At 31.0% G+C, this 18,962-nt stretch carries 19 protein-coding genes and 1 CRISPR repeat array; of the genes, 5 read left to right on the plus strand and 14 right to left on the minus strand.

Annotation, left to right across the window (positions count from 1 at the left end):
- Positions 1 to 2: 2 nt before the first annotated feature.
- The 4 genes from AC0GLR_RS05980 to AC0GLR_RS05995 all read right to left on the minus strand — a co-directional run bounded on the left by AC0GLR_RS05980 (position 3) and on the right by AC0GLR_RS05995 (position 2,806).
- Positions 3 to 440 (minus strand): GNAT family N-acetyltransferase, encoded by a 438-nt coding sequence (locus AC0GLR_RS05980; RefSeq protein ID WP_495604547.1) that lies wholly within the window; start codon positions 438 to 440, stop codon positions 3 to 5.
- Positions 441 to 553: 113 nt separating this feature from the next.
- Positions 554 to 1,225: an ABC transporter ATP-binding protein gene (locus tag AC0GLR_RS05985; protein WP_495604548.1), complete on the minus strand. Its 672-nt coding sequence runs from the start codon at positions 1,223 to 1,225 to the stop codon at positions 554 to 556.
- A 2-nt stretch (positions 1,226 to 1,227) separates the two neighbouring features.
- On the minus strand, positions 1,228 to 2,292 hold the full coding sequence (locus AC0GLR_RS05990; RefSeq protein ID WP_495604549.1) for an ABC transporter permease: 1,065 nt from the start codon (positions 2,290 to 2,292) through the stop codon (positions 1,228 to 1,230).
- A 10-nt stretch (positions 2,293 to 2,302) separates the two neighbouring features.
- The gene (locus AC0GLR_RS05995; protein ID WP_495604550.1) at positions 2,303 to 2,806 is read right to left on the minus strand and encodes a TetR/AcrR family transcriptional regulator; all 504 of its coding nucleotides are present in this window, start codon (positions 2,804 to 2,806) and stop codon (positions 2,303 to 2,305) included.
- A 191-nt stretch (positions 2,807 to 2,997) separates the two neighbouring features.
- Here AC0GLR_RS05995 and AC0GLR_RS06000 point away from each other — a divergent pair, with 191 nt between their 5' ends.
- Entirely contained in the window at positions 2,998 to 3,756 is a 759-nt protein-coding gene (locus tag AC0GLR_RS06000; RefSeq protein ID WP_495604551.1) for an NADP-dependent (R)-specific alcohol dehydrogenase, read from the plus strand.
- Between the two features lie 250 nt (positions 3,757 to 4,006).
- Here the strand turns inward: AC0GLR_RS06000 and AC0GLR_RS06005 are convergent, their stop codons facing one another.
- Positions 4,007 to 4,693 carry a type 1 glutamine amidotransferase domain-containing protein gene (locus AC0GLR_RS06005; RefSeq protein ID WP_495604552.1) on the minus strand — a complete coding sequence of 229 codons (687 nt, stop codon included), beginning with the start codon at positions 4,691 to 4,693 and terminating at the stop codon, positions 4,007 to 4,009.
- A gap of 5 nt (positions 4,694 to 4,698) precedes the next feature.
- Positions 4,699 to 5,238 carry a TetR/AcrR family transcriptional regulator gene (locus tag AC0GLR_RS06010; protein ID WP_495604553.1) on the minus strand — a complete coding sequence of 180 codons (540 nt, stop codon included), beginning with the start codon at positions 5,236 to 5,238 and terminating at the stop codon, positions 4,699 to 4,701.
- A gap of 103 nt (positions 5,239 to 5,341) precedes the next feature.
- Between AC0GLR_RS06010 and AC0GLR_RS06015 the strand changes: the two genes are divergently transcribed.
- Complete coding sequence (locus tag AC0GLR_RS06015) at positions 5,342 to 6,154, plus strand: oxidoreductase (RefSeq protein WP_495604554.1); 813 nt, start codon at positions 5,342 to 5,344, stop codon at positions 6,152 to 6,154.
- A 16-nt stretch (positions 6,155 to 6,170) separates the two neighbouring features.
- Complete coding sequence (locus AC0GLR_RS06020; RefSeq protein WP_495604555.1) at positions 6,171 to 7,187, plus strand: NADP-dependent oxidoreductase; 1,017 nt, start codon at positions 6,171 to 6,173, stop codon at positions 7,185 to 7,187.
- A 367-nt stretch (positions 7,188 to 7,554) separates the two neighbouring features.
- Here the strand turns inward: AC0GLR_RS06020 and pnuC are convergent, their stop codons facing one another.
- From pnuC to cas9, 8 genes are all read right to left on the minus strand, one after another.
- Complete coding sequence (pnuC, locus tag AC0GLR_RS06025; RefSeq protein WP_495604556.1) at positions 7,555 to 8,322, minus strand: nicotinamide riboside transporter PnuC; 768 nt, start codon at positions 8,320 to 8,322, stop codon at positions 7,555 to 7,557.
- Positions 8,323 to 8,392: 70 nt separating this feature from the next.
- Positions 8,393 to 8,896 carry a GtrA family protein gene (locus AC0GLR_RS06030; protein WP_495604557.1) on the minus strand — a complete coding sequence of 168 codons (504 nt, stop codon included), beginning with the start codon at positions 8,894 to 8,896 and terminating at the stop codon, positions 8,393 to 8,395.
- Between the two features lie 9 nt (positions 8,897 to 8,905).
- Positions 8,906 to 9,271 carry a hypothetical protein gene (locus tag AC0GLR_RS06035; RefSeq protein WP_495604558.1) on the minus strand — a complete coding sequence of 122 codons (366 nt, stop codon included), beginning with the start codon at positions 9,269 to 9,271 and terminating at the stop codon, positions 8,906 to 8,908.
- 177 nt (positions 9,272 to 9,448) lie between these two features.
- Positions 9,449 to 9,619 carry a hypothetical protein gene (locus tag AC0GLR_RS06040; RefSeq protein ID WP_495604559.1) on the minus strand — a complete coding sequence of 57 codons (171 nt, stop codon included), beginning with the start codon at positions 9,617 to 9,619 and terminating at the stop codon, positions 9,449 to 9,451.
- A 125-nt stretch (positions 9,620 to 9,744) separates the two neighbouring features.
- Positions 9,745 to 11,364: direct repeats of the CRISPR family, unit length 36 nt; unit sequence GTTCTTAATCTCATTAGAATGACGTACTTCTAAAAC.
- A 20-nt stretch (positions 11,365 to 11,384) separates the two neighbouring features.
- On the minus strand, positions 11,385 to 12,050 hold the full coding sequence (csn2, locus tag AC0GLR_RS06045) for a type II-A CRISPR-associated protein Csn2 (protein ID WP_495604560.1): 666 nt from the start codon (positions 12,048 to 12,050) through the stop codon (positions 11,385 to 11,387).
- Positions 12,047 to 12,352: a CRISPR-associated endonuclease Cas2 gene (cas2, locus tag AC0GLR_RS06050; protein WP_495604561.1), complete on the minus strand. Its 306-nt coding sequence runs from the start codon at positions 12,350 to 12,352 to the stop codon at positions 12,047 to 12,049. Before cas2 ends, csn2 begins: the two co-directional genes overlap by 4 nt.
- Positions 12,330 to 13,235: a type II CRISPR-associated endonuclease Cas1 gene (cas1, locus tag AC0GLR_RS06055; protein ID WP_495604562.1), complete on the minus strand. Its 906-nt coding sequence runs from the start codon at positions 13,233 to 13,235 to the stop codon at positions 12,330 to 12,332. Before cas1 ends, cas2 begins: the two co-directional genes overlap by 23 nt.
- Before the next feature lie 200 nt (positions 13,236 to 13,435).
- Positions 13,436 to 17,467 (minus strand): type II CRISPR RNA-guided endonuclease Cas9, encoded by a 4,032-nt coding sequence (gene cas9 / locus AC0GLR_RS06060; protein WP_495604563.1) that lies wholly within the window; start codon positions 17,465 to 17,467, stop codon positions 13,436 to 13,438.
- Positions 17,468 to 17,587: 120 nt separating this feature from the next.
- Between cas9 and AC0GLR_RS06065 the strand changes: the two genes are divergently transcribed.
- The gene (locus tag AC0GLR_RS06065; RefSeq protein WP_495604564.1) at positions 17,588 to 18,439 is read left to right on the plus strand and encodes a hypothetical protein; all 852 of its coding nucleotides are present in this window, start codon (positions 17,588 to 17,590) and stop codon (positions 18,437 to 18,439) included.
- Between the two features lie 90 nt (positions 18,440 to 18,529).
- Complete coding sequence (locus AC0GLR_RS06070) at positions 18,530 to 18,946, plus strand: hypothetical protein (RefSeq protein ID WP_495604565.1); 417 nt, start codon at positions 18,530 to 18,532, stop codon at positions 18,944 to 18,946.
- Positions 18,947 to 18,962 lie beyond the last annotated feature (16 nt).

The raw sequence follows: 18,962 nt of genomic DNA on the forward strand, positions 1-18,962 counted from the left end.
TATTACAACGGATTATGAATCATCTTAATATGTTCAATACCCTCCTCTAAAAAGACAGACCCAACTGAATGAAAATCAAATTTATTATAATAACCACTAGCATATACTTGAGCATCAATTTCAATCGGCATTTTAGCAAAATTAATTTTAATTTGTTGTAAAATTTGCTGTAACAATTCTGCGCCTTTTCCAGTTCCTCGAACAGACTTAGACGTCAAAACTCGTCCAAATGTTACTTTATCTCCATCAACAAAGATTCTTGCATAGGCGTCAATCTTACCTTGTTGATTAATTTCAAAAACATGAAGCGCATCTAAATCATGAACATCAGGATCAACACATTTAACATCCTGCTCAACTAAAAAAACTTCTGAGCGAACTCGATAAATTTCATAAATCTCTTTTGGAGTTAATTCATTAAATTTTTTGGTCTGCCACATGTTGCTACTCCTTTATTAAATGATTTTTACACATCATATAATAGTACGTGTTCTTGTCAATCAAATTATAAAAAAGAACCTCAGCTATTTAACTGAGATTCTTTTTGTGCTACTTATTTTTCTGAAAGATGACCATCTATCAACTCATAAATATGGTCAGCATATTGATTTACTCGTTCATCGTGGGTGACGACTACCACAGTTTTATTTTCTTTTTTAGCCAAGTCTGACAACAATCGGCAAACTTCTGTTACCCGTTCTTCATCTAACGATGCCGTTGGTTCATCAGCTAAAATAATATTGGGCTTCGTGTAAATTCCACGAATAATTGCAACTCGTTGACTCTGTCCCCCAGATAACTCATTGGGAAAATGATCAATCACCCGTTTAATACCTAGTCGATCAGTCAAATTTTGCAATTCAGCAGCCGACATATTGCCTTCTGGTCGAACCTTATCAACTAATACAAACTGATCACGAACCGTCAAGTATGGCACCAGCGTGTGGGCCTGTAAAATAAATCCAATCTGATTTAAACGAAACTGATCACGAGCCTTTGCACTAAGATTAACCACCTTTTCATTTTCCAATAAAACTGTTCCTTCATCCGGATCACGCAAAGCTCCCATAATGGTAAGCAGTGTACTTTTCCCTGATCCAGACGGGCCAGTAATAATGTTTAATTCACCACGTTTACTAGTGAAATTAATATCATCAAGCACTCGAAACCGATTATCTGCTTGACCAAAACTTTTATTAACGTTTGTTAATTTAATTGCGTCCATTATTAACCTCCAATCGCATCTGCAGGGTCAACTTTTAGAATCATAATTGATGGAATCAAAGCCCCTAACATTGAAGTAACTATTAATCCAACCACAGTTGCCGACATAATCAACGGATCACAAGCAACTGGTACCGAGTTTCCTAAAGCCACAGTAGTCAGCAACGTTAATACGACTCCAATCACAATTCCACTTATCACTAAAATAAAAGTTTGAAATAACGTTGCTCGAACCAATACTCCAGCTGGAATCCCTTGAGCTCGTAATACCGCATAATTTTCCAATTTCTGCATCGTTAAAATATATAAGAAAACAGCGATTACAATCAGCGAAATAATCATTAAAAAGGCAATCATAAACATAAAGGTCGAGTTTTGCGCCTGATAACCTGGAAGTTCATCAATCACCTTTTTAGCCGAATAGGAATGTAAATCACTATTGTGTGCTTGATAATCAGTATTTTTACTAATTACCGCACTACATAAAAAGTCACTGGTTAAATTGTGTAATTGACGCCAATCATCCATACTTCCATAAATCACAGGGGCAACGCTTAATTTAGCATTCTTAGTAAATCCAACAATTTGATAAGGTTTGCTATCAGAATTAAGTTTAATTTTATCTCCTAGATGATACCCATTTTGTTGAAATTGGGTATCAACAACTACTTGGTGATTTTTATGAGCTTTATGTCCCGCAGTTAATTTTAAATTTTGATAAATGTATTGATGTGGATCAATTCCAACAAATTGTGCTGAAACTCGAGATCGATCTTTAGCAGACGAAACTACTGGCGTATTACCAACATAAGCATCTTGTTTCGGATTAATCTTTAAATTCTTGCCTTGTTCTTTAGTAATAACAGAACGACTAATGTTAATGTTAGAATCTTTGTTCAAAACAATTCGTTGGGGTTTCCAAGAATCAATGGCTTTAGTATTCTGCGTTGAAAGACCGACCGCTAAACTAGTTAAAATAAAGATTAAATAACTAATTAACACAATCATTGTTACAATCAAACCATATCTTAACTTATAGTGTTTAATCTCTTTTAATGCTAAAAACATAACCTACTCCTTATGAAAGTTTTTCTAAATTTTCTTTGAGGCGTCGTAAAAAAAAGGGTTGCTGCTGCGGCTGCAATAAAATATCTCGAATCGTCTGATGAATTAAAATACTGACTCCCCACTTAGAACCAGATAACTCCAGTTCTGCTTGCGAAGGTGCTAATAAGTAACGATTCTTTTGATAATATAGGGTCACAAACTCACGAACATGAGCGTTTTCACTTTCATTAATGAAATCACTGATCATAGTTAAAATTACATCTGGACTAAGTTTAGTTTGTCCGCCTTTCAATGGCCGATGAATCTCACGCATGACCATTTTAAATTCGTATTGGTAAGCATCAGTTAAATCAGCAAAATACTTATAAAAAGCTCCGCGGGCAATCTTTGCTTCCTTTACAATCCGTGCTACCTGAGCCTCTGCTAATGAATAATGAGAAAATTCATCTAGCAAGGATTTTTGAATTCGAATCTGTTTTTCGTGTGATAAATTATCAAATGTTTGACTTGGCATAACTCCGCTTCCTATCTTTTTAAAAAGTGACACCGTGTCACTAGATTATCATTGGCATTTTAATCTGTCAATTAAAACGTCACTATTAATAATAATGCTAGCATATTGAGCAAAAAAGATATCATTATTTGTTAAAAAGTTTACAATTAAAATGTAAATATATGATTAAAAATTAGAAAGGTTCGTTTAAAATGAGTCAGAGATTAACAGGAAAAGTTGCTATTATTACCGGTGGTTCAAAAGGAATTGGTTTTGCAACTGCATATCGTTTTGCTCAAGAAGGTGCTGCAGTAGTAATTACTGCTCGCAATGAAACTGAAGGTAAAAAAGCAGCAGAAGCCATCAATCAAGAATTCCCTAATAGCGCTAAGTTTAAAAAACAAGACGTATCAAATTCAGAACGCTGGACAGAAATCTTTGCTGAAACCGAGGATGATTTTGGACCAGTAACTACTTTAGTTAACAATGCCGGAATCGGAATTGGCAAGTCAATTGAAGAAACAACTGATGAAGAATGGCAAAAAGTAATTGGTATTGATTTAACTGGAACTTTTTATGGAATCCGCGAAGGAATTCGCCAAATGAAAAATAAAAATAACGGTGCTTCAATCATCAACATTTCATCAATTGAAGGCATTGTCGGTGATCCCATCTTAGGTGCTTATAACGCTTCTAAGGGTGGCGTAAAAATGATGTCGAAATCAGCTGCTCTTGATTGTGCGTTAAAGGATTATGGAATTCGTGTTAATTGTGTCAATCCCGGTTATATCAAAACTCCCATGATCTCTGACGAACTTGATCAATATATGTCACAAAGAAGTAAAACCCCTATGGGTCATCTTGGTAAACCAGATGATATCGCTTATGCCTGTGTTTACTTGGCTTCTGATGAATCAGCATTTACTACTGGATCTGAAATGGTAGTTGATGGTGGTTATACTGCTCAATAAATAAAAAAGATAATACAATTCAATTAATAATGAATCCCATAAAAATTAGACAGAAACATCTAATTTTTATGGGATTTTTTTTGCTTAAATTTAAGCTTGATATAAAAATCAAAATAGTTACTTGTTATTTACATAAATAAATTTCATATGATGAAATAGGCACTATGTACGGTCAAATCAAGTTAACCCATGATCGTATAAATATAAACATAGTGATACAAACAGAATTAAATAATTAATATTATTTTTCTTAATTGTCCATTGCCTTAATTAATTCATCTGCCACTGCTTTAGGTGATTGGGGATTTTGGCCAGTAATAATACGTCCATCTTTAATCACATGACTTGCAAATGGTCTACCCTTTTTAAAATTAGCACCATGTTTTTTGGCTACCTTTTCGTTTAAAAATGGAACCTTTTTATAATTTCCACTTAATAACTCTTCTGTATTCGTAAAACCAGTAATATTTTTACCAGCAATTAAATACTTTCCATCGGGTAATTTAATATTTAATAAACCTGCAATACCATGACAAACTGAACAAAGATAACCGCCATTTTGATAAATAGCCAAGCTAAGTTTTTGTAATTGTGTGTTATGCGGAAAATCCCACATCACACCGTGACCACCAGTATAGTAAATCGCTGCATAATCCTTGGATTGAATGTCAGCTGGTTGCAAAGTATTCGATAGTCCGCGTACTTGATAGTCTGAATCTTGATACATTTTCAATGTATCTTGATCAATATAACTACTCTTCATACTTCTAGGATCAATCGGAATATAATGTCCCTTGGGACTTACATAGTCAAGCGTATATCCAGCTTGTTGCATTACAGCTACAAATTCTGCTGATTCACCTAACCACAATCCAGTTAATTGGTTTGTATTAGGAAAATTAGTTGTATTCGTTTCCACAACTAAAATCTTTTTCATTATAATTATCCTTCTTTCAATAAATATGGTAACAAAATATCCTGCATCTTTTTAGATAAATCATTTTTATTAATTTGATGATCAGCTAAAATCACATTTTCAATAATTCCATCAATACCATAACAAATAAAATTGACTTTAACTTCATCATCACTAACCATTTCAAACATCAGTTGTTCTTTAGTAAACTCATTAAATTTATTCCTAAACTGATATGAATCATTACTTTTTAATAGTTTATTAAAAAACATCTTATTTTCGATAAAAAAATTAATCCATAAATCAATTTTAGCTTGAACTTGATGTTCATCAATATTTCGACAAGTTAATCTTAATTTTGCAAAACTATTATTCATAAAATCCATTACTAAAGCTGTTTTATCAGCATAATGTACATAAAAAGTTTTTCTAGTAATATCGGCTTTATCACAAATCATTTTAACCGAAATATCATCAAGATTTGCTTTTTCTTCTACCAATTTTTTAAAACTAGTTTCAATTGATAATTTAGTTTTGCGAATTCGACGATCTATTTTTTTATCCATTAATTCACCTACTTAATTTTCAATTCTTGCAAAAGTAACTCTTGTATTATATTATACACATGTTACTTATTTTTGACAAATTTATCTTATTAGGAGAAAACAAATGAAAACTGTTTTAATTACTGGGGCCAGTTCCGGTATGGGATTGCAAACAGCTGAATTACTAGCTAAATCTGGTTACCAAGTTTTTGGTGCTGCTAGACATATTACTAATTTGCAACCACTTAAAAAAATCGGAGTAACTCCACTTGTAATGGACGTTACTAGCCAATCATCTATGGAACAAGCAGTACAACAAATCATTAAAGAAACTGGAAAAATTGATATTTTAATTAATGCAGCTGGTTATGGATCTTTTGGAGCCATTGAAAATGTTTCCATAGATGAAGCTAAGCACCAATTTGATGTGAATGTTTTTGGGTTAGTTTCATTAACTAAGTTAGTATTACCCTACATGGAAAAACAACATGATGGCAAAATCGTTAACATTTCTTCAATGGCAGGACGCTTCAGTAGTTCTTTAGCTGGATGGTATTTTGCTTCTAAACATGCATTAGAAACTTTAAGTGATTCTCTCCGAATGGAAGTTCGGAGGTTTGGCATTAAAGTTATTTTGATTGAACCTGGAGTAATTAAGAGTAACTGGTCTGGAATTGCAATGAAACATTTAGTTGAATCAGCAAAAGGTACCAAATATGAAAAGGCTGCTAATAAGATGGCTCAGCAAACCAATAAAATTTATGCCTCTCATTTTGCATCGCAACCATTCTTAATCGCTAAAACCATAAAAAAAGTAATTAACACCAAACATCCCCGCCCACGTTATTTAATTGGATTCATGGCCAAACCAACTATTTTTTTAAATTCCATTTTGCCAACTAGATTAATGGACATCCTCATTCCTAAATTTATGTAGAAAGAGAGAAATAACAATGTTTAAAATTCCTAATCAAATGCCAGCTTTACAACTAGTAAAATACAATCACCCGTTTGTAAAAAATATTATCCCAGTCCCCGCAATAAATGATAATGAAGTATTAGTTGCCATTAAAGGTTCATCATTAAATCCTATTGACTATACCATTCAGGAAGGGAAAGTGAAATTAATTTTCAACTATCACCTTCCCATCACTGTCGGAAATGATTTTTCTGGTACAGTAGTAAAAATCGGTAAAAACGTTAATAAGTTTAAAGTTGGTGATCAAGTATATGCTCGACCTGATGATTTTAAAAGTGGAACTTTAACCAAATACATTGCTATTAATGAAAGTGAAATTGCTAAAACTCCTACTAACTTAAGTTTAATTGATGCTAGCGCCATACCTTTAACTGGATTAACTAGTTATCAAGCCTTAATTGAAATTGGTAAATTAAAACCAGGACAAAAAGTGTTCATCCAAGCTGGCTCAGGAGGAGTCGGAACAATGGCCATCCAAATTGCCAAAGCTCGCGGAGCATACGTGGCGACCACGACAAGTAAAAAGAACTTTACCCTAGTACGCGATTTAGGTGCTGATCAGGTCATTGATTATCACACTACTAATTTTGCTGAAGCTTTAAAGGATTATGACTTAGCTTTTGATACTAGGGGTGGAAAAACTTTACGAGAAACCTTTAAAATCCTTAAACCAGGTGGAAAATTGGTTACAGTAAATGGAATTCCAACTTTTAATTTTGGTCAAAAACATCATTTAGGTATTTTTAAATCTATTTTATTTGGAATTGCAAGCACTCCGTTACAACGCTTAGCAAAAAAACATCAAGTCCAATATACTTTCTTTATCATGCACCCAAGTGGGAATCAGCTACAGATTTTAACTAAGATGATTGAAAATAATGAATTGAAGCCTATTATCGATAAGGTTCTTCCATTTAGTGAAGTTTTTGAGGGTTATAAATTATTAAAATCTCATCATGCAACCGGTAAAATAATTATAAATATGAATTAGAACCATATTACAATTTAAAAAAACGCTATTAGTTATACATAACTAATAGCGTTTTTAGTATTTATATATTAATTTACAAAGTGATAAAAATTTTGCACTAACTATCCTAGGAATGATGCCTTTGTATCTTTATTTTGATCATTTTTATTTCCTTAACCACGTCGACTTGTAAATAAAGCCAGCACAATCAGAATCAAAATAATCGGCAGCCATAACCATACTAGGTTAATGAACAAACTAATCAAAAATAAGAAAACAATCAAAAAGATAATCGAACTACAACAATCCGATTTAATGAACCAGGATCCAAATAAAATTAACAATAGTATAATTGCTAAAAAAGTGATCATAATAATTTGCTCCATTCTTAATTAGAATTTGCTGCTTTGTTTTTGAAAAACCACATGTAAGCACCATAAAACCCATTGATTAATTTCATAACTTCTAATGCTAACATGGAAGCTGATGCTGGACTTAAACTTTGAAATTGTCGAAACCAAATAATCAGGGAAACTATATCCCATGCAATCCAAATTACCCACTGAAATCGATAACCACCAATCATCAAGATCATACCAACAATACTAAGTGGCAATAGCGTGGCATCTAAATAAATTTGAGTTCCATTCAACTTTTTACTAATCATAATAACAACAACATAAATAATCAATAACCCAATTCCTAACAGAAACAATTGTAACTTAGTTAGTTTGCGAGGATTAATTTTAGTTTGCTGATCTTGTTGATTTAATAAGTTACCCCAAAAGAAAATACCAAGCGTCTGCGTGATTAAATAATAGATGTTGGTAGCTAAATCACCAATCAGTCGATTTTCAATATCAATCAGTAAAAATAACAGCGATTCTAACAATCCCCAACTATAGTTAGTAATCTTACCCTCATCACATAGCATTAAATTAACTAAACTAAAAATACTGGCAAATAATGAAGCCCAGCCAATCCAGCTTGAATACTCATGGCTAACTCCAAACGTTATAAAAGCCACAAGCAGATTAATCGCTAAAATAATCTTAGTACTTTTTTGAAACGTTTTAATATCATGAAAATTATTTTTGATACTAAAGGTTTTGCGAAAACCTGCGTAAAATTGTTTTAGATATAAATTAAGTTGCATGCTGACTCACCCTTTTAATTTGTTTTTCGTACATATCAAATTATTTTAGCATGAGTAAACAAATTGGACACTATTTAAATGCCCAATACTTAGATATAAAATAATTAAAAATGATGATAACAACTTGGATGAAGATAATCACAAGAAAACTGTTCATTAACACTGGACTACCAAGATGATTATGAATCAATGGTATTTGAAAAATTTGAGCATGATAATTAATTCGATTTAACCCAATTAATTTTATGAAAAAATCAGCAAATTTCTGAATCAGTAAATAGGTCAGCACAAAATCAATAATAAACGCGATTGCTCTACCAATGAAGAAGTCAATTATCTGTCTGATTAACTGTTTAGACTGCTTTTCAGTATTAAAAACAAAAAACTTATTTACCAAAAAAGCGAAGATGATGGAAACAGTTTCTGAAATCACAACTGGAACTTCTGGATTATGAAAAAATGACATTGAAGCAAGTCTGGTAATGAAATAAACCAGAGTGGTGAAGACACCCCAGAATAAATATTTAAGGCGTTGGTCAAAAATAATTTTTTTGATTATTGTTTGTTTCTTCATAAAGACTAACTAATCCATCAAAGTTTGCTTAATATCATCAATACTCATTTCACCATTCAAATATTTTTGGAAAGTTTCATTAAATGCATCATCAACATCATCACGAAAATCATAGTCGTTAATAAAACTAGTTACCATTTTGTTGCTTGATTTAATAATTGCTGGTGAATTAATGTAAGTCGTTAACCAAGAAGTATATAAGTTACCTAAACTACTTTTGGAACATTCAGCAGGATCTAAATAATATGAACTATTGTTACCTAGAGCTACTGCTACTCTAAAGTCAATCGTATCTTGGTTTTCGTCGGGAGTCGTACCAATTACTTGTCTTTCTTTTTCTAATACTTTGTTAGCAATAAATTGTTTGTCAGCCATTTTAAAACTCCTTTTGTATTTATCATTATGTGATAAGCTACTTTTATTTATACTAGAATACCATATTTATAAAACATGATTCCTGTTCTTTGCTCAAGGGCGGATAATTTCTAATATTCAAATAAAAATACGGTACACATCCAGAATTGAATGTGTACCGTAAATGAATACTGCTATTTAAATTGGATTTGCGATAATCCAAAGAATGATTCCAATAATCCCTACAATCAGGGCATACCAGCCAGAATATTTAGTTGTCTTTTTCATAACTTTCTTAACTAACCAAACTATGAATGAAATAAAGGCGGTAATAATTAAAATACCGGCAATAGTTGTTAAAGTAGACATATTAAAACTCCTTAAATTAAATGATAATTTTTTAATCAATGATGGAATATTCAAAGATTAATAATATAATTATAACATTTATAATCAAAAAAACATTACTGTTAAATTAGAAAATTTAATCTAAAGTACTTAATCTCATTAGAATGACGTACTTCTAAAACTGCGTGTGATAATTCAAGACGAATGCGTCCGTTCTTAATCTCATTAGAATGACGTACTTCTAAAACAGTACAATATTTTGATAACCATTCAGAATTGTTCTTAATCTCATTAGAATGACGTACTTCTAAAACGCATAGTTCATCTGGTTAACCGTTAAATCAGTTCTTAATCTCATTAGAATGACGTACTTCTAAAACCTGAACAGTTTCACCAGATGAAAATGATGGGTTCTTAATCTCATTAGAATGACGTACTTCTAAAACAGTACAATATTTTGATAACCATTCAGAATTGTTCTTAATCTCATTAGAATGACGTACTTCTAAAACGCATAGTTCATCTGGTTAACCGTTAAATCAGTTCTTAATCTCATTAGAATGACGTACTTCTAAAACGTGTATGGTCGTGTGTAAGTAGTCCTAATAGTTCTTAATCTCATTAGAATGACGTACTTCTAAAACGTGCTGCTTGATATAATCCATCGTATTTATGTTCTTAATCTCATTAGAATGACGTACTTCTAAAACTGGCTTATTGTACTTCTCTTTGCAAAAATCGTTCTTAATCTCATTAGAATGACGTACTTCTAAAACATAATTTAAGTATTAAGCAAGCAATAAGAGGTTCTTAATCTCATTAGAATGACGTACTTCTAAAACTCGACGGGGTAATCTACTTTGAAACTTCCAGTTCTTAATCTCATTAGAATGACGTACTTCTAAAACAATGGATAACAAAAAAGGCTGGAAATCAGGGTTCTTAATCTCATTAGAATGACGTACTTCTAAAACAGCAAAGCTGTGTAGATTTTATCGCATAAAGTTCTTAATCTCATTAGAATGACGTACTTCTAAAACGAGCTATTAAGTTCATCAACTTTAGCTTTAGTTCTTAATCTCATTAGAATGACGTACTTCTAAAACCGCATAAATTATTTATGCAAGATTATTTTAGTTCTTAATCTCATTAGAATGACGTACTTCTAAAACTTCATCGCGTAATAAGTTTTATCTTGAGGCGTTCTTAATCTCATTAGAATGACGTACTTCTAAAACTCGCTCTCCGCTTTTGACCGAACCATTGAAGTTCTTAATCTCATTAGAATGACGTACTTCTAAAACCGTGGTTTATTTTCACGTTTCAGGCTTGCAGTTCTTAATCTCATTAGAATGACGTACTTCTAAAACTTCCCCTAGTCAATTTATTAAAGTAAAAAAGTTCTTAATCTCATTAGAATGACGTACTTCTAAAACTTGTAACCCAGTTGCACACTGGCAGCTTAAGTTCTTAATCTCATTAGAATGACGTACTTCTAAAACATGATGATGGGCTTTATGCTAAAGATTACAGTTCTTAATCTCATTAGAATGACGTACTTCTAAAACTCGGCTATCTCAAGAACTACGACGATGTTAGTTCTTAATCTCATTAGAATGACGTACTTCTAAAACAACACGTTTATTCATTAATTCATTTTGATTGTTCTTAATCTCATTAGAATGACGTACTTCTAAAACTGTCTGACGACTACCACAACTCGTGGCAATGTTCTTAATCTCATTAGAATGACGTACTTCTAAAACCGTCTGTAATATTACCCTATCTAGCGATTGAATCTCACAAAATCACTATCAACACTGTAATAACGGCACTTTTCAAATAACTTAGAATAAGGTTGATGAGAAAAGTTTAATATTAATACATACAAATCTAAATCTTTAATCATCTGAATCAAATTACTGATTTGACTGGAATTGAGATAATTAAATAAATCATTAAGAACAATTAATTTTTTTGGATAAAACTTTTTATATAAATTAAGAACTACTTTAATTATATCATATGGATTATCGATTGCCGACTCCAAAACGTCGATTCCACTGTATTTATAAAGCTTTTTTAGACTCCATTCTTCATCAATTGACATTGGAACATCTTCTAAATATGAAGCACCTAAAAAAATACTCTTAATTTCTCTGTCCAATTGAAAAAGTCTCTGTCTTTCATTCTCATTTAAGTCTTCAATAATTAAATTTTCTAATTTTAATTTGAATGGTAAAAACAAATTCGGATTAGAAATAACATTGTCTAAATATGCTAAATTTTCTTTTGTATCAATAATATCATCATTATCACTAACAATAATATTGTTGTGACGACTCAATCCTATGATTAAATCACTATAAAATTTAGGATTATTTGTTTGTAAAATGGTTAGTATTCCATTTTCAATAACAAATGGTTTCTGTGGATAAATAGTAAGTTTCAAATTACCACCGTCCGATCCGATGTATTACGAACATCATCTTTTTTATCACCAATTAAAAAGTTCATACTATTATATTGTTTTTCTGTCACCATTAAAGTCTGAATTAATCCTTTAGCTGGTAAAAAAGTTCTAATTCGATTTTCAGTAAATTTAGCAGATTGTTTACTAACACAAACTCGAGCATAAACTGAGTATTGAATCATTAAAAATCCTTCATTTATTAATTCTTTACGAAACTTACGATAATTTCGCCTTTCTTCACTTGTATCAACAGGCAAATCAAACATTACTATTAATCTCATTACGCGATATCTCATCTCCTAATTCCACCTCAATCTTTACTTCATCTTTTTCACCATTTAAATATTTTATACAATTTGCAACATGAGTCTTTAATGCATTCCGTAAAATTGTTCTCTTACCATTGAATTTTATTTCTAGATTAAATAAATCTATTAATCCTATTTTAATGTCAGATGAAAGCTCTTTAATTTCTTGTTCACTAACCCACCAGTCGATAATTGGACGAAAGGGTTCCATTAAATCAGAACCAAGATTAAATTGATTTTCATCATTTTTATGATGGATTCCTAATTGGGTTAAGCATCCATTAGTAACAATATTTCGATTAACAAATGATAATAAAATGGAATATCCATAATTCAAAGCAGCATTATAGGGATTAAACGTTCTTCGTTCAAAGCCTTCTTCAAATAGTAATGGAAAATATTTTCTTGCAACAACTGCTTCTCTATTTGTAAGATCATCAATTTCAATTTTTCGAAATTCATAATCTAAATCTTCAGTGTTAATTCTTTTCTTTTGTAAAATTTCAATCTGCATTTTAATCTTTTCTGTTACGATCCAAGTCCACAAAAGTTCTTTTCTATTTTCATCCCAATCAAATTGTTTATGTAATAAAGAAACGCTACGATTATTCGGCATATAATCAACAGTTTCACAAACTGGCTCTCCATTTGTATCTGAAAAAACTACACTTACTGACATTTTTGCTAATTCACTAATTGCTCGTGATGTGATCACTGCTTGATTTGTACTAATCAATAATATCTCAATATCATCAATTGGTATTTCATTAATCGAAGCATTGGTCTGTACAATAATCCTCCTTCCTGAATATGATATTTTTGCATGCTGAGTAACCACTACTGTTCTCCATCCCATATGATGTTCTCCTTGACTTTCTAACTAATAATAGTTATATTTATTTTGTTGGTTGGAATGCCAATATTTTAATCTCATTAGAATGACGTACTGAGTTAAAATCAAACAAAGCCTTATGCTGAGTTTTATCTTTTGAGCCCTTAAGGGCCATACATATACAAAAGACAGCTATCAATTATCTGATAGCTGTCTTTTTCATTTTACAAATCAGAAATTTTAACTTCTCTTGAAAATAAACCTGTTGGTGATTGATAAATAATTTTTGCATTTTCACTTAATTTAATACCTGCTGTTTTTACAAATCTACCAAAATATTTAGATAAATCAATTTTTGATAAATCTACACTTACTGCATTAGCATGTAATCCAATTAAAAGACGATCAACAATATCCTTTAATTCATCTACATTATCAAAATAAAAATCAATTTTTCTTTTAATGTCAGTTATTCCATCCCAATCGTATAATCCGAAATAAGTATATGCTGTATCAACAATTTCATTAAAAACATCTACTAATTCATCAACATTCAATTCATTTTTAGATTTTGTTAAAGTTTGCATACTATCATCTGATAACACAAGCTGTTGTGCATTATGCTTATAATATTTACTACCTAACGTAAAAATACTATTATCATCTTGTACTAATTGATTAAGATAGATTTTAGGTTTTAATATCTTATATTCTAATGTTTTACCTCTATTATTAGTAAATTGAGATTTAATAGAGCATTTAACAACCGATTCTAAATCATGATTTTCATCTACAAATGTTAAGTTGGAAGTTGGAACATTTGATAATCGATATTCATACTGCTTGCCTTTTTTAACTCTAACTAAAGCCATAAAAGATGCTGATTTGTTAGAATATCCTCCATATATTTCAGAGGGACGATTATTTTTTGGATCAATCAATGTTCTTGTAGAACTATCATTCCTTGGCGCTGGGTACAACGTTTGCTTAAAAAGTGCTCCATGATTGGTTTCCAATTCTTTAGTAACCAACATTTTCTTAAAGTGATAAACGTTTTTCATATAACCTAATAAAGCATCCGTATCTTTAGCAATCTTTCCATCTTTTTCATTTAATTGATGGGCTTGTTCAAACTTATAAAGCAGATTAAATGATTTCAAATTATCAATTTCAGTTTTAGCAAAATCGCCATACACAAAATAAGGTTTTAACTTAGGATATTGTTTTAAGAGCCAATTCCCTACAAAAGCAGTTAAATATGCATCAAACGCATGATGATAATCATTAACATTTCGATTCTTATAAAAATTAAATTTTTCTCGCATATGATGAGTTAAGTTAGCTTTAACTGTCACAATATTAGTTCCATTTTCTTCATGGTAATGATTATGCATAATTTCGGCAGCCAATTTAATAACTTGTCTAGTTTCAACTAATTGACGATTAATAAAACGTCCTTGATTATTAAATTTACTAATTGAATTAGGAGTAAGCGTTAAATTATAGTATTTTTTATTACTAATTAAATGTGATTCTTTCAAATGTTTCCAAAAATTATGCATTTTAGAGCCAAAAAATTCACCTGGTAAGTTATCTTTTTTAATTTGATTATTTATCTTAGAAGTAAGAACTCGATTGTCCAAAGAATTATCTAAAATAAATGATTGCGGCAAAATATGATCAATTTGATAATTAGATAAGTTATCAATATCTAAAGATTCACCAGTATATAAATCTTTCCCACCTTGGGTAAAATAGAGATATAAACGATCAGTAAATTTAGCTTTATCTTTAATCTTATCTTTTAATTCATCTTTCACACTATCGTCATCAAACCAACTATTAGTAATCTCTTTATAAACCTTTTCTAATTGATAACTTCGAGAATTGGTTAAGCGATGATCTTTAGAATCTTCACGTGCAAATTCCATCATAATATTAGCTGGTTCATGACCAACTGCCTTAATGATGTCATCAACGACTAAAATAACTTGTCGAATAGCTTTTTTATTTTGTGGAGAAGTATACAAGTTATTAATAACATCTTTTAAATCTTTTTCTTCTAGATGCTCACCATTGAAATCAGCAATTTCCTGCTTAAATGAATTTTGATTTACAATTTGCATAAAGTTTTGGTTTGAATCCCACAAAAGATCGATAATACGCTGACCATTATCATCAACTAAACCTGCAAGTAATTTTTTAGATAGTTTACCCCAGCCTTGGTAACGGAGTTTAACTACTTGTTTACGTTGGTCATCAGTAAGCCATTTAATTTCTTTAAGTTTTAAAGCAAAGATATGCTGATCTTCAAAAATAGTCGACCATTCAATTATTTTTTCAAAATCTGCTTCTCTATCGATATCATCTAACTCATCACCAAATATTTTGGCTAAATCAATGTATGTTGATAGACCATTATTCATACTCTTTTGATCAGTTGTTCCCGTTATTTCTGGTGCATAAGGATAATCGCCCTTGATTACTAGAGCATCCGAAATTTTTTTCAATGAGACACGTTTAGTTTGTTTCATAACATGCTCATACACATATTGCTTTTGTTCGGGTGTAATTGGTTGTTTGTTAATCTTTAAGTTATTCAATTCATTCAAAACCACAAATTTTTGGTATAACAAACTATTTTTGGGTAAAACTGGTTCACCAATTAAATATGTATCAGTTGTAGTCATTCTAGTAATGAACTTAGTCGCTGTTTCAGTCCGGTCAACTTTTTCATCAAAATTCCATGGGGTGATTTCGCCCTTTTCTTTTCTAATCATCCAAGCAAACTTACCATTATTATTTTGATTATTTTCGGTAACTTCGACCATTGGACCTACATAATAAGGAACACGAAAAGCAACTAATTCATCAAGTTTATATTTAGCTTGTCGACTACGTTTTTCATTAGGGTTTAATTCAGCCAAGAAAGGATAATACTGCTTTTGGCTTTCAATAATTTTATCCAACTCTTGTTGTTGTAATTGATGTGGAATCGCTCCATTTTCTTTGGAGCGTTGTTTTGGTAAAAAATAATCATGTTCCAATAAATCATTAATTTTTTGTGCTGTTTCTGAATCATCTAAATTTTTTTGAATTCGTTTTTTTAAGTCTTCAAAAGAAATCTTTTTATTATTTTCACCATCAATATAAGCTGAATAAGCGGCTTTTAATGCTTTAGCACGTTTTTCATCAGAGTTATCAATAACTTGTTTCAACATAGTTAATTGTTCTTTATGATCATCATAACGATTAATCATTGCCTCAGATAAAGTTTTCGCATTTTTATCAGTAACCGAGTTATTTAAAATATCAGATAGGTTTAAAGCAAAATAGAGTTCTTTTAAAATCAAAAGAATTTCCCCAGCTTCATCGGTCATTTGGGTTGATAATCCTTCAATTTTATCGTCAAAATCATCACTATTAAAAGTTAAGCTCCATTCTTTAGTATTTTCAGCATCAATCCCAAAAATAACATCAAATTTTGCTTTCATACCTAAAATGGCTTTTATTATTTCAGTAGTGACTTTTTTATTGATTTTGTCAGAATCTTTATCGATTGGAACGTACAAAACTTTCGATAATTTTTTCTGTCGATCATTTCTAGTTTTTGAATTATCACTAAGTTCTTTTACATATTTGTTAACATCTTCAGTAACTAGTCGGAAGTCGCGACCTTGATTTTCAAACACATTGTTTAACTCTTTAAAAGATTTTTCTAAATCAATTTTGCCACCTTTAAAATCTTGAACATTCGCTTGATTTAAAAAATGACCACGATATTTAATAATATGATGCATTGCTAAATAAATTAATCTAATATCAAACTTATTTTCTGGATGATTAATAATTGACTGTCGCAAGTGATAAATAGTCTTATACTCATCATGAAAAGACTTATCATTTAAGTCTTCATCATCAAATAAGATATTTCCAAACATCGTTTTGTTCGGATCTTTTGGTGAAACATTTGATTGTTTCAATCTTGCAAAAAAGCTAGGATCAACTTTTGCAATTTCATCAGCAAAAATTTCGTTTAATAAACGCAACCGCCATTTTCTCCGGGATAATCGTCTTCTTGTAGTTCTAAAGCCACGTCTTTCAGCCGCTGATTGTCCTTCTTTAAATAATCGAACACCAATTCCATTGTGTCCCTTAATATGTAATAATTTGTTTTCACTGTCAGTAACTGCCCAACCTACTGAGTTAGTTCCAATATCTAACCCTATGTTATACGGTATTGCTTTCTGCGTCATGATGACCTCCCAAAAGATTAATACCGTTATTATAACATTTACAATTTATTACACCAATATTCCAATAAAATGATACATCTATGCAATAATAAAACTATTTCTATAAACGAAAGGTCTCAAATGACATCCACAACTATTTATCAACTAGCTTGGCAAACTTTCCAACTTTTCTTATTATTAGCAATCTCTTTGATCGGTTTGCCACTCTTAACGGGATTTTTAACTTCCAAACTCAGTAAATTTACGCAAGGAACCTTAGTCAAAGGCTTCAGTGATAAAGCTCAATACTGGGTTGGTGGTTTAGGCGTTATCATCCATGAACTTGGACATTTATTTTTTTCATTGTTATTTTTCCATCGAATTCAAAAATTGAGCCTGTTAAATTTTACTCATCGCGAAGATGGCTCGCTTGGAAGCGTAACAACTTCCTATGCCAAAGATAACTGGTATCAATCCATTGGAAACTTTTTCATTGGACTAGCTCCAATGTTTAGCGGTATTTTCATTATTTGGTTACTCATCAAATTTTTATGTCATCCATTTTATTCGGTTATTTCCGTTCCACCATTTCTGAATCAAAATTTTTCTATCATAAATTATGTAAATTTTGCTTTAAAAACTACTTATATCTGGCTTACTAATATCTTCGCGGCTTTTCTAACCTGTGGTTTGGTCAATCAAATCATATTATTAATGTTAATTGGATTAATTAGTACCACGACCTTTAGTCTTTCCAATGCTGACCTCAAAAGTTCAATACAAGGTGCAAAAGTTTATCTAATCGTAGTATTCGTTATAACAATCATCACTAGTATTATTCTTTATTATCATCCTGAATTAAATGACTTCTTAAATCACTTTATATTGCTAAGTATCGCCTTTTGGCTCGTCTTATTTATTCTGATCAATATCTGTCTATTAATTAGCTGGTTAGAAATGACAATCATTCTAAGTGTTTTGCATCTTTTTTAGCATCATTAACGATTTAATATTTGCTATAAAACAACAAAATTTTGTTATAATAATCTTAATGATTCAATTCTATTTTAATGAGGTGATATCATGAAAAAGAAAATTTTATTAACAATCCTTGGTGCTAGTACCATTGCACTCGCTGGATTTTCAGCTACCACTGTCAGTCAATCAAATGTTCAGGCCTCAACTAAATCATTTTCAAAAGAAGTTCAGGGAAAATGGAATAATCAAGCTGGCGATACTTTTAAAATCAAAGATTCTAAGGCTACTTTGAACGTCAAACATGGCGACAAAAAGGGTATTTATAAATTTAAAGTCAAAGACAAAACTAAAAATGGCTATCGCTTAAAAGCCGATGGTAAAAAATTAGATAAATCAAATTATTACTCATTAACCACATCGCAAAGTGGATTGATGCAATTTAATTATGGCAAGCAAACCATCCAATTTGATAATGGTTCAATGAGAGTAAAGGAAACTAGCAAGAGTACTAGTACAAATTAAATAAAGCTCAATCCAA

The organism is Fructilactobacillus sp. YLN 2412, from assembly GCF_059488745.1.

What these genes read in the sequence shown, in the direction of transcription:
- AC0GLR_RS05995 (WP_495604550.1), bottom strand. Translation starts at nt 2,806, where the DNA reads ATGCCAAGTCAAACATTTGATAATTTATCACACGAAAAACAGATTCGA.
- AC0GLR_RS06035 (WP_495604558.1), bottom strand. Translation starts at nt 9,271, where the DNA reads ATGGCTGACAAACAATTTATTGCTAACAAAGTATTAGAAAAAGAAAGA.
- cas2 (WP_495604561.1), bottom strand. Translation starts at nt 12,352, where the DNA reads ATGAGATTAATAGTAATGTTTGATTTGCCTGTTGATACAAGTGAAGAA.
- AC0GLR_RS06040 (WP_495604559.1), bottom strand. Translation starts at nt 9,619, where the DNA reads ATGTCTACTTTAACAACTATTGCCGGTATTTTAATTATTACCGCCTTT.
- AC0GLR_RS06070 (WP_495604565.1), top strand. Translation starts at nt 18,530, where the DNA reads ATGAAAAAGAAAATTTTATTAACAATCCTTGGTGCTAGTACCATTGCA.
- AC0GLR_RS06000 (WP_495604551.1), top strand. Translation starts at nt 2,998, where the DNA reads ATGAGTCAGAGATTAACAGGAAAAGTTGCTATTATTACCGGTGGTTCA.
- AC0GLR_RS05980 (WP_495604547.1), bottom strand. Translation starts at nt 440, where the DNA reads ATGTGGCAGACCAAAAAATTTAATGAATTAACTCCAAAAGAGATTTAT.
- AC0GLR_RS06010 (WP_495604553.1), bottom strand. Translation starts at nt 5,238, where the DNA reads ATGGATAAAAAAATAGATCGTCGAATTCGCAAAACTAAATTATCAATT.
- cas9 (WP_495604563.1), bottom strand. Translation starts at nt 17,467, where the DNA reads ATGACGCAGAAAGCAATACCGTATAACATAGGGTTAGATATTGGAACT.
- pnuC (WP_495604556.1), bottom strand. Translation starts at nt 8,322, where the DNA reads ATGCAACTTAATTTATATCTAAAACAATTTTACGCAGGTTTTCGCAAA.
- cas1 (WP_495604562.1), bottom strand. Translation starts at nt 13,235, where the DNA reads ATGGGATGGAGAACAGTAGTGGTTACTCAGCATGCAAAAATATCATAT.
- AC0GLR_RS06020 (WP_495604555.1), top strand. Translation starts at nt 6,171, where the DNA reads ATGTTTAAAATTCCTAATCAAATGCCAGCTTTACAACTAGTAAAATAC.
- AC0GLR_RS06030 (WP_495604557.1), bottom strand. Translation starts at nt 8,896, where the DNA reads ATGAAGAAACAAACAATAATCAAAAAAATTATTTTTGACCAACGCCTT.
- AC0GLR_RS06015 (WP_495604554.1), top strand. Translation starts at nt 5,342, where the DNA reads ATGAAAACTGTTTTAATTACTGGGGCCAGTTCCGGTATGGGATTGCAA.
- AC0GLR_RS06005 (WP_495604552.1), bottom strand. Translation starts at nt 4,693, where the DNA reads ATGAAAAAGATTTTAGTTGTGGAAACGAATACAACTAATTTTCCTAAT.
- AC0GLR_RS06065 (WP_495604564.1), top strand. Translation starts at nt 17,588, where the DNA reads ATGACATCCACAACTATTTATCAACTAGCTTGGCAAACTTTCCAACTT.
- AC0GLR_RS05985 (WP_495604548.1), bottom strand. Translation starts at nt 1,225, where the DNA reads ATGGACGCAATTAAATTAACAAACGTTAATAAAAGTTTTGGTCAAGCA.
- AC0GLR_RS05990 (WP_495604549.1), bottom strand. Translation starts at nt 2,292, where the DNA reads ATGTTTTTAGCATTAAAAGAGATTAAACACTATAAGTTAAGATATGGT.